Genomic DNA, 8,631 nt, shown 5'->3' with positions numbered 1-8,631 from the left:
TCAAATACTACACACAAATAACCCCCATGAGGGGCTAAAGCCGTTGGTACTGCGCGAATGAAGCCCTGCAGAAGCTCGAGCGGCTGCTTCGCCGCTGGAACGATCCTCTTCATCCGACCGTCACGAAGCCGCGTCCATCGCCGCCAAGCAACACTCCCGATCACGAACCGCACCGCAAATCCGGGACGCACATCAGTGATCGAGGCTATCTCGCAGCAGCTTTATGATAGCTGAGAAATCCTCTGCGCCATGGCCGTCACTTTCAAATTCAGCATAAAGGCTTGCCGCTAAGGCACCGACCGGCGTTGTAGCTCCGGAGTGCTTGGCTGCCTCTTGGGCAAGTTTCAGGTCCTTCAGCATGAGAGATGCTGAAAAGCCCGGTCGGTAGCCGTTGTTGGCAGGTGAGGCGGGCACCGGCCCTGGAACAGGGCAATAGTTCGTCAGCGACCAGCACTGGCCAGACGATGTCGAAGCGACATCGAAAAAGGCCCGGTGCGATAGACCAAGTTTCTCCGCAAGAACAAAGGCTTCGCTGACGCCGATCATTGAAATGCCAAGGATCATGTTATTGCAGATCTTCGCGGCTTGGCCCGCTCCCTCCGTGCCGCAATGAACGATCTTCTTTCCCATTGCCTGCAAGATTGGCTGCCCTTCAGCAAAAGCCGCGTCTGTGCCGCCGACCATAAAGGTGAGCGTCGCGTTGGCAGCGCCCACCGTGCCGCCCGACACGGGTGCATCGAGCGAGTGACATCCAGCATCTGCTGCGAGAGCGTGCGCGCGTTTCGCGCTTTCGACATCGATCGTTGAGCAGTCGATCAGCAGAAGGTCGCTCGAGATTTGTTTGGCGAGTTCTCCCCACACCGAAATGACATGTTCGCCCTTCGGCAGCATGGTGATGATGCAGTCTTTGTCCCTCACGGCCTCGGCGAGGCTCGTCGCTGGCTGAACGCCCGTTTCAGCGGCAGCCTTCAGCGATCCTTCTGCAAGGTCGAAGCCCGCGACTTGATGCCCGGCTTTGACAAGATTGGCGGCCATGGGGCCGCCCATGTTACCCAGTCCAATAAAGGCAATGCCGCTCATCCCGTTACTCCCTTCAAGTCTTGTCAGTTATTATCCGCGAGTATTATCTCGGCAGCCTTTTCCGCGATCATGATCGTGGGTGAATTGGTATTGCCGGAAGTAATCGTGGGCATGATCGAGGCATCGGCAATGCGCAGCTTTCCGAGCGCGCGCAGCCTCAGACGTGGGTCGACGACGCTATCCGGATCGGCGCCCATACGAGCCGTGCCGACCGGATGAAAGATCGTGGTTCCAATCTCGCCTGCAGCCTTTTCGAGATCGGCATCGCTTTCATAGCTCGGACCCGGTCTATATTCTTCCGGACGGTAACGGGCGAAGGCAGGTTGGCGGACAATCTCGCGGGTCAACCTGATTGATCTGACCGCCACGTCGCGGTCGGCTGGGCTTGACAGATAGTTTGGACGGATTGCGGGGGCGACTGCGAAATCGGGGTCTTTAAGATGCACCGAGCCGCGGCTTTGCGGACGAAGGTTGCAGACGCTTGCTGTTATGGCCGGGAAGGCGTGAACGGGATCGCCAAACTTGTCGAGTGAAACCGGCTGAACGTGATATTCGAGATCAGCGCTAGCTTTATCCGGACCTGATTTCGTGAAGATGCCCAGTTGGCTCGGTGCCATCGACATCGGGCCTGATCGCTTGAGCGCATATTCAAGTCCGATCGCCGCTTTCCCGAAAAGGCGGGATGCCTTTTCGTTCAGCGTCGGGACGCCCGAGACCTTATAGACGAGGCGCAGTTGAAGATGGTCCTGCAGGTTTTCGCCAACCGACTTGACCTCCTTCACCACGCTGATGCCAGCGTTCGAAAGCACGTCGCCACGACCAACACCCGACAATTCCAGAATATGGGGCGTACCAATGGCGCCAGCCGAAAGAACCGTCTCGCGGCGAGCATAGGCGGATTTTTGATCGCCGTTATGGTGGAACTCGACGCCTTTCACTTCGCCACCTTCAACGATCAGACGCCGGACATGCGCCTTTGTCAAAACGGTGAGATTCGGGCGTTTCATCGCAGGGCGCAAAAAGGCCTTCGACGTGTTCCAGCGAATGCCGGAGCGTTGGTTCACGTCGAAGTAACCAGAGCCCTCATTGTCGCCGCGGTTGAAATCTGAGGTGACGGGAATGCCTGCCTCTGCGGCAGCTTTTTGAAATGCGTCGAGCACGACCCAGCGGACACGGGATTTCTCGACCCGCCATTCGCCGCCCGCACCGTGCATGCCGTCGGCTCCCTTGTAGAAATCCTGGCTCTTACGGAAAAGCGGCAAGACGTCGTCCCAGCCCCAGCCGGCACACCCCATTTGGCGCCATAGATCATAATCGCGCGCCTGACCGCGCATGTAAATCATTCCATTGATCGACGAGCAGCCTCCGAGAAGTTTGCCGCGGGGATAAGAGATGGCGCGGCCATTCAGGCCCGCCTCGCTTTCTGTCGTAAAACACCAATCGGTGCGTGGATTGTTGATGCAATAGAGATAGCCGACGGGGATATGGACCCAGTGGTAATTGTCGGTGCCGCCGGCTTCCAGCAGTAGGACTCGATTGCGCGGGTCAGTTGAGAGTCGGTTGGCAAGGACGCAACCAGCGCTTCCCGCTCCGATGATGATATAGTCGTAAGTTTCCATTGTTCTGGCCGCTTACCGCCGATGCTCGAAGCCAAGCTTGCGACCGAGACGCGAAGCATAGAATTCGCCGACGATGCCGCGCCGGAAAACAAGCACGCAGACCATGAAGACGATTCCTGTGATGACAGTCACCGGAAACTGCGAGGTTGCAAGATAGTTCTGAAGCGCTACGACGAGCCCGGCCCCAAAGATCGGGCCGATGAGCGTGCCGATTCCGCCAAGCAGGGTCATCAAGATCACTTCCCCCGACATCTGCCAACCGACGTCCGTGAGTGTTGCGAACTGGAAGACCAGGGCCTTCGTGCCGCCGGCAAGACCTGCCAAGGCTGCGGACATCACGAAAGCGCCAAGCTTATAGCGGGAAACAGAATAGCCGAGTGAAATGGCGCGCTGTTCGTTTTCACGAATTGATTTCAGGATCATGCCGAAGGGCGAATTGATGAACCGCCAGATCACGATCATGCCGACCAGAAATACCGCGAGCACGAAATAGTACATGTTGGTGGTATTGGCGAGATCAATGAAGCCAAAGAGATGGCCGCGCGGAACGGATTGAATGCCATCTTCTCCATGGGTGAAACTTGCCTGCAGGCAGAAGAAAAAGAACATTTGCGAGAGCGCCAGGGTGATCATGGCAAAATAGATGCCCTGCCGCCGGATCGCGAAGAAGCCCATGATCAGGCCGAGGAGTGCAGCCCCTGCAACGCCGATCAAAATGCCGATCTCGGGCGGAACCCCCCATTCTTTCACAACATGGGCGGTAAAATAGGCTGCGCCACCAAAGAAGCTCGCGTGACCAAAGGAAAGCAGTCCGGTGTAGCCGAGCAGGAGATTGAAGGCACAGGCAAACAGCGCAAAGCATAGAAGCTTCATCAAGAAAATTGGATAAAGGAAGGCCGGCGCGATCAGCAGGAGGACGAGGCCGATGATCACAAAAGCGGCATAGGTTTTCGACGCGCTCGCCGAGCGATGGGTCGAAGGTGCGGTGGTGGCAGGGTTATTGTGGATGACGTCGCTCATGTGGCTTGCTCCTTAAACATCTCGGCCGAACAGTCCTGCCGGACGGATGAGAAGCACGATCGCCATGATCACGAAGATGACGATATTGGAAGCTTCCGGGTAAAAAACCTTTGTGATGCCCTCGGCGATGCCAAGCATGTAGCCAGTTACGATGGCGCCCATTATGGAGCCCATGCCGCCGACCACGACCACTGCGAACACGACGATGATGATATTCGAGCCCATCAGCGGCGAGACTTGATAGATAGGCGCTGCAAGCACGCCGGCAAAGGCGGCAAGACCGGCACCGAGGGCGTAGGTCACCGTGAGCAGAACCGGCACGTTGACGCCAAAGGCTTGGACGAGCGTGGCATTTTCAGTCGCGGCGCGCAGATAGGCGCCAAGCTTGGTCTTTTCGATGAGAAGCCAGGTGCCGATGCAGGCCACGAGCGACACGACAACCACCCAGCCTCGATAGATCGGAAGGAACATGAAGCCAATATTGGTCGCGCCGGACAGCTGTGGCGGGGGTGCGTAGGGCTGGCCGGATGAGCCGTAAAGATAACGGAAAGTTCCTTCGATGGTTAGCGCCAAACCGAAGGTAAAGAGCAGACCATAAAGATGGTCGAGCTCATAGAGACGCGAAAGCAGGAAGCGTTCAACGATCGCGCCGAACAGGCCGACCACGATCGGCGCCAGCAAAAGCGCAAACCAGTAATTGATGCCGAAATATTGCAGCATCAACATCGCCACAAATGCTCCGAGCATGTATTGCGCGCCATGGGCAAAGTTGATGACGCGCAACAGGCCGAAGATAACGGCAAGGCCAAGGCTGAGCAGAGCATAGAAAGAACCGTTGATCAGGCCGATGAGCAACTGCCCGAGAAAGGCCTGCAGAGGTATGCCGAAGATCATCGTCATCAGATCAGGCTCCCCTTGCAGAACAGCCTACGAACCTTCCGATCGCAGAAGCTTAAGGCCGCAATAACTTCGAAACGCTTGTCCATCGTCACACCCCCAACACCTGATGCAAGGCCTCCATGCGGTTCGGCAATTGGCTGACAGGAAAGTCCGCGACCATTTTGCCATGGTCCATCAGGTAGAACCGGTCGGCGATGCGACTGGCAAATCGGAAATTCTGCTCGACCAACAGCACGGTCATGCCGCGTTCCTTCAGTGTCTTCAGGATCTCCCCGATGCGTTGGACGATCACCGGCGCAAGACCTTCGGTCGGTTCGTCAAGGATCAGCAGCTTGACGCCGGTGCGCAAGATGCGTGCGATCGCCAGCATTTGTTGTTCACCGCCAGACAGCTTCGTTCCTGGGCTGCCGCGCCGCTCGGAGAGGTTTGGGAATAGCTCGTAAATCTCGGCAATCGGCATCCCGCCCTCGGCGACGACGGGTGGCAGCATCAGGTTTTCCTCAACCGTCAGGGTCGAAAAGATACCGCGTTCTTCGGGCACGAACCCAAGGCCCGCATGGGCCGTCCGATGCAGCGGCACCCCTGCCATGTCGCGACCGTTGAAGCGGATCTCACCCTTGCGCTTGCGAATGATCCCCATGATGGTTCGCAGTGTTGTCGTTTTACCGACTCCGTTTCTGCCGAGAATTGTGATCGTTTCACCTTCATGCACGGTTATATCGACGCCGTGCAGGATATGGCTTTCGCCGTACCAGGCGTTGAGATTGGACACTTGTAACAACGGTGCGGCCATCAAGCGTCCTCCGTTCCCATGTATGCCAGACGCACGCGCTCATCTTGCGCGATGGTTGCGTAATCGCCCTCCGCCAGGATCTCGCCACGTTGCAAGACCGTGACCTGATGACAAATATCGGAGACGACAGAGAGATTGTGTTCAACCATCAGCACGGCGCGGGTTTTTGCGACCTCGCGGATGATGTTGGAAATAGTGCCGATGTCCTCTTGACCCATGCCGGCCATTGGCTCGTCGAGGAGCAGCACCTTCGGGTCGAGCGCCAATGTCGTTGCGATTTCCAGCACGCGCTTTCGGCCGTAGGAAAGATCCGCGGCAACCGCATTACGCTCACGCTTGAGGCCGACGGCCTCGATCAGCTCGTCAGCCCGATCGTCCAGCCGATCAAGAGAGGACATCGGCAACCAGAACTGGGTGGAAAGCCCGTTTGGCCGCTGTAGCGCAACGCGGACATTGTCGAGCACGGAAAGATGCGGAAACACAGCCGAAATCTGAAAGGAGCGGACAAGCCCCATGCGTGCCACCTTGTCAGCTGGTGTCTTCGTAATATCGCTCCCAAGAAGCGTGATCGTGCCTGCGCTTGGCTGCAAGAATTTCGTCAGAAGGTTGAAAACCGTGGTCTTGCCGGCACCGTTCGGGCCGATCAGGGCATGAACGGTGCTGTGCCTGATATCGAGATCGACATCCCTGACCGCCATAAACGCGCCGAAACTCTTCGAAAGACCGCGAGCGGACAAGACCACTCGCGGCTCTTCACGCAACTCAGTTGCCGCAGCCGCCATCATTTCACCAAAGGGCAGCCGGACTTAGCCGGATCGAGATAGGCCTCCTTGCCGGGAATGGTGGCAAGCACGTTATAGTAATCCCAGGGTTCCTTGCTTTCGCTCGGCTTCTTGACCTGCAGAAGATACATGTCGTGGATCATGCGGCCATTGGCGCCGACCGTTCCACCGCGACCGAAGAAGTCGTCGACCGGCATCTCGTGCAGCACCTTGGCAACAGCATCTGAATCGTCGGTGCCTGCCTTTTGAACGGCTTTAAGATACTGGGTCACTGCGGAATAGGTGCCGGCATGGATCATGTTCGGCATCTTCTTGGTGCGGGCGAAAAATTTCCTGCCGAACTCGCGGCTTTTGTCGTCCAGGTTCCAGTAATAGCCTTCGGTCAACGTCAGCCCTTGAGCTGCTTCAAGCCCGAGGCCATGAACTTCAGAGAGTGTAAAAAGCAGTGCCGCGAGTTTCTGCCCACCCTGGACGATCCCAAATTCGGCAGCCTGTTTGATTGAGTTCGCAGTATCGAGACCCGCATTGGCAAGACCAATCACTTTGGCGCCAGACGATTGGGCCTGCAGTAGGAAAGATGAAAAGTCCTGCGTCGAAAGCGGATGGCGCACCGATCCCAAAACCTTGCCGCCGTTGGCCTTCACGTAATCGCCTGTCTGCTGTTCCAGTGAATATCCAAAGGCATAATCTGCGGTCAGGAAAAACCAGCTGTCGCCGCCCTGCTTGACGAGCGCACCGCCGGTGCCGACCGCAAGCGCATGCGTGTCGTAGGCCCAGTGGAAACCATAAGGCGTGCAGGCCTTGCCGGTGAGATCGGTCGTTGCCGCGCCGGTGTTAATGGTGATTTTCTTCTTCTCGTTCGACAGCGCCTGGACGGCAAGACCGACAGACGATGTCGTCAGATCCATGATCGCATCGACCTGTTCGGTGTCATACCACTGGCGGGCGATATTGGAGGCGATGTCAGGCTTGTTCTGGTGGTCGGCATCGACGATTTCAATCGGCGCACCGAGAACCTTGCCGCCAAAATCCTCTACCGCCATCTTCGCAGCTTCTACGGAAGACTTACCGCCAAAATCGGCATAGACGCCCGACTGGTCGTTCAGAATGCCGATCTTCACCTTTCCGTCGGAAACGCTTTGAGCAAAGGCAGTGCCACTCGCCAACAAGACTGCCAGCGACGCGAGAAACGTCTTTCGCATAAGATCCCCTCCCAGAGATTATGGAAGCCCAAAGGGCACGAAGTCTGATCAAAATTGGAAGGCAACCCTCCTCAAAGCAGCCTCTCCAAGCGCCTATCGTTAAGGAAAACGTCAATTGACGCAAGAAGCGGCTCGTTATTAATTGCAAACAGCATCTGTTCATTTTTGAACAGATGTTGTGGCACAGAGGAGCAGACATGAGCAGCAGCCCCGGTTTCGGGCACCCAGGATTTACGTGGGACGATCTGCAATATTTCCTGGCTGTTGCTCGCACAGGTCAGCTTTCCGTCGCCGCTCGCCATCTGCGCACCAGCCATGCCACTGTTTCGCGCCGCATCGACCGACTGGAGTTCGCTCTCAAGGTCAAACTCTTCGAGCGCAACCCACGCGGTTATGTCTTGACCACAATTGGTCAGCGGTTCATCGACGCTGCCGAGCGAATGGAGACGGAGGCCGACCGCTTACAAATGGACATTGCCTCGGGCAGCGCAGCACATCAGGGAGTGGTGAGGCTGAGCGCTCCCGAGGGGATTGCCAATTTCTTTCTTGCTCACCAGATCGGCGACTTTACTCATCAGCATCCGAACCTCTCCTTGGAACTTGTGACGATCCAGCAGATCATGTCACTATCGCGGAAGGAGGCGGATATCGCTATATCACTCGATCCACCGAAGGGTGGGCCTTATGAAATCGAGAAGATCACGGACTACCGGTTGAATATCTATGGTGCCCGAAGCTACTTGGCCGACCGGCGTCCGGTTAAGAAACGGGACGATCTGTTGCTTCACCCCTTTATCGGCTACATCCAGGACATGATTTTTGCGCCAGGGCTGGATTATTTGGGTGATGTGCATCCAGGGATAAAACCGCGCTTCCAGAGCTCAAGCATCTCGGCACAACTAACAGCGACGCTTCAGGGACAAGGCCTTTGCATCCTGCCGCATTTCATAGCGCGCCGTCAGCCAGAACTCGAGCTCGTGCTCGCTCGCGAAGTGCAACTGACCCGACATTACTTCTTGGTTCGCCATCGTGACATGAGCCGGGTGCCACGCGTACGTGCGGTCGCCGACTATATTGCCAGCGTCGTGGAAGACAATCGGGATGCATTTCTCGGGAACTGATTTTCAATCGTCAGCTCCGATGGCGGTGCATAAGTCTCGTTGCGTTAAGTTGCGTACAATCAGAAGATGTGAAGAATTCACAAGTTCTAACCTTCTGAGTAGTACACCCATCCT

Annotated in this window: 8 protein-coding genes; 1 reads left to right on the top strand and 7 read right to left on the bottom strand. The window is 56.7% G+C overall.

From position 1 onward, the window contains the following. Positions 1 to 192: 192 nt before the first annotated feature. The 7 genes from mmsB to VQ830_RS13290 form a co-directional block, all read right to left on the bottom strand. Positions 193 to 1,080 carry a 3-hydroxyisobutyrate dehydrogenase gene (mmsB, locus tag VQ830_RS13320; RefSeq protein ID WP_337268601.1) on the bottom strand — a complete coding sequence of 296 codons (888 nt, stop codon included), beginning with the start codon at positions 1,078 to 1,080 and terminating at the stop codon, positions 193 to 195. Between the two features lie 23 nt (positions 1,081 to 1,103). Next, positions 1,104 to 2,699 (bottom strand): GMC family oxidoreductase, encoded by a 1,596-nt coding sequence (locus VQ830_RS13315; protein ID WP_337268600.1) that lies wholly within the window; start codon positions 2,697 to 2,699, stop codon positions 1,104 to 1,106. 12 nt (positions 2,700 to 2,711) lie between these two features. Next, positions 2,712 to 3,719 carry a branched-chain amino acid ABC transporter permease gene (locus VQ830_RS13310; RefSeq protein ID WP_337268599.1) on the bottom strand — a complete coding sequence of 336 codons (1,008 nt, stop codon included), beginning with the start codon at positions 3,717 to 3,719 and terminating at the stop codon, positions 2,712 to 2,714. Positions 3,720 to 3,731: 12 nt separating this feature from the next. Beyond that, positions 3,732 to 4,619: a branched-chain amino acid ABC transporter permease gene (locus tag VQ830_RS13305; protein WP_337268598.1), complete on the bottom strand. Its 888-nt coding sequence runs from the start codon at positions 4,617 to 4,619 to the stop codon at positions 3,732 to 3,734. 88 nt (positions 4,620 to 4,707) lie between these two features. Further along, positions 4,708 to 5,412 (bottom strand): ABC transporter ATP-binding protein, encoded by a 705-nt coding sequence (locus VQ830_RS13300; protein WP_337268597.1) that lies wholly within the window; start codon positions 5,410 to 5,412, stop codon positions 4,708 to 4,710. Next, positions 5,412 to 6,194 carry an ABC transporter ATP-binding protein gene (locus tag VQ830_RS13295; protein WP_337268596.1) on the bottom strand — a complete coding sequence of 261 codons (783 nt, stop codon included), beginning with the start codon at positions 6,192 to 6,194 and terminating at the stop codon, positions 5,412 to 5,414. Before VQ830_RS13295 ends, VQ830_RS13300 begins: the two co-directional genes overlap by 1 nt. Continuing rightward, a complete protein-coding gene (locus VQ830_RS13290) occupies positions 6,194 to 7,396 on the bottom strand; it encodes an ABC transporter substrate-binding protein (protein WP_337268595.1) in 1,203 nt (400 codons plus the stop codon). Before VQ830_RS13290 ends, VQ830_RS13295 begins: the two co-directional genes overlap by 1 nt. A gap of 197 nt (positions 7,397 to 7,593) precedes the next feature. Between VQ830_RS13290 and VQ830_RS13285 the strand changes: the two genes are divergently transcribed. Next, the gene (locus tag VQ830_RS13285; protein ID WP_337268594.1) at positions 7,594 to 8,517 is read left to right on the top strand and encodes a LysR family transcriptional regulator; all 924 of its coding nucleotides are present in this window, start codon (positions 7,594 to 7,596) and stop codon (positions 8,515 to 8,517) included. Positions 8,518 to 8,631 lie beyond the last annotated feature (114 nt).

The sequence above is a fragment of the Oryzifoliimicrobium ureilyticum genome (genome assembly GCF_037199735.1).
Lineage (GTDB): Bacteria > Pseudomonadota > Alphaproteobacteria > Rhizobiales > Rhizobiaceae > Rhizobium > Rhizobium ureilyticus.
The sequence above is the reverse complement of the archived record's forward strand: the minus strand, read 5'-3'. Positions and strand labels throughout refer to the sequence as shown.

Excerpts from the sequence above, each read along its gene's own strand:
- mmsB (WP_337268601.1), bottom strand. The coding sequence starts at position 1,080 with ATGAGCGGCATTGCCTTTATTGGACTGGGTAACATGGGCGGCCCCATG.
- VQ830_RS13315 (WP_337268600.1), bottom strand. The coding sequence starts at position 2,699 with ATGGAAACTTACGACTATATCATCATCGGAGCGGGAAGCGCTGGTTGC.
- VQ830_RS13310 (WP_337268599.1), bottom strand. The coding sequence starts at position 3,719 with ATGAGCGACGTCATCCACAATAACCCTGCCACCACCGCACCTTCGACC.
- VQ830_RS13305 (WP_337268598.1), bottom strand. The coding sequence starts at position 4,619 with ATGACGATGATCTTCGGCATACCTCTGCAGGCCTTTCTCGGGCAGTTG.
- VQ830_RS13300 (WP_337268597.1), bottom strand. The coding sequence starts at position 5,412 with ATGGCCGCACCGTTGTTACAAGTGTCCAATCTCAACGCCTGGTACGGC.
- VQ830_RS13295 (WP_337268596.1), bottom strand. The coding sequence starts at position 6,194 with ATGGCGGCTGCGGCAACTGAGTTGCGTGAAGAGCCGCGAGTGGTCTTG.
- VQ830_RS13290 (WP_337268595.1), bottom strand. The coding sequence starts at position 7,396 with ATGCGAAAGACGTTTCTCGCGTCGCTGGCAGTCTTGTTGGCGAGTGGC.
- VQ830_RS13285 (WP_337268594.1), top strand. The coding sequence starts at position 7,594 with ATGAGCAGCAGCCCCGGTTTCGGGCACCCAGGATTTACGTGGGACGAT.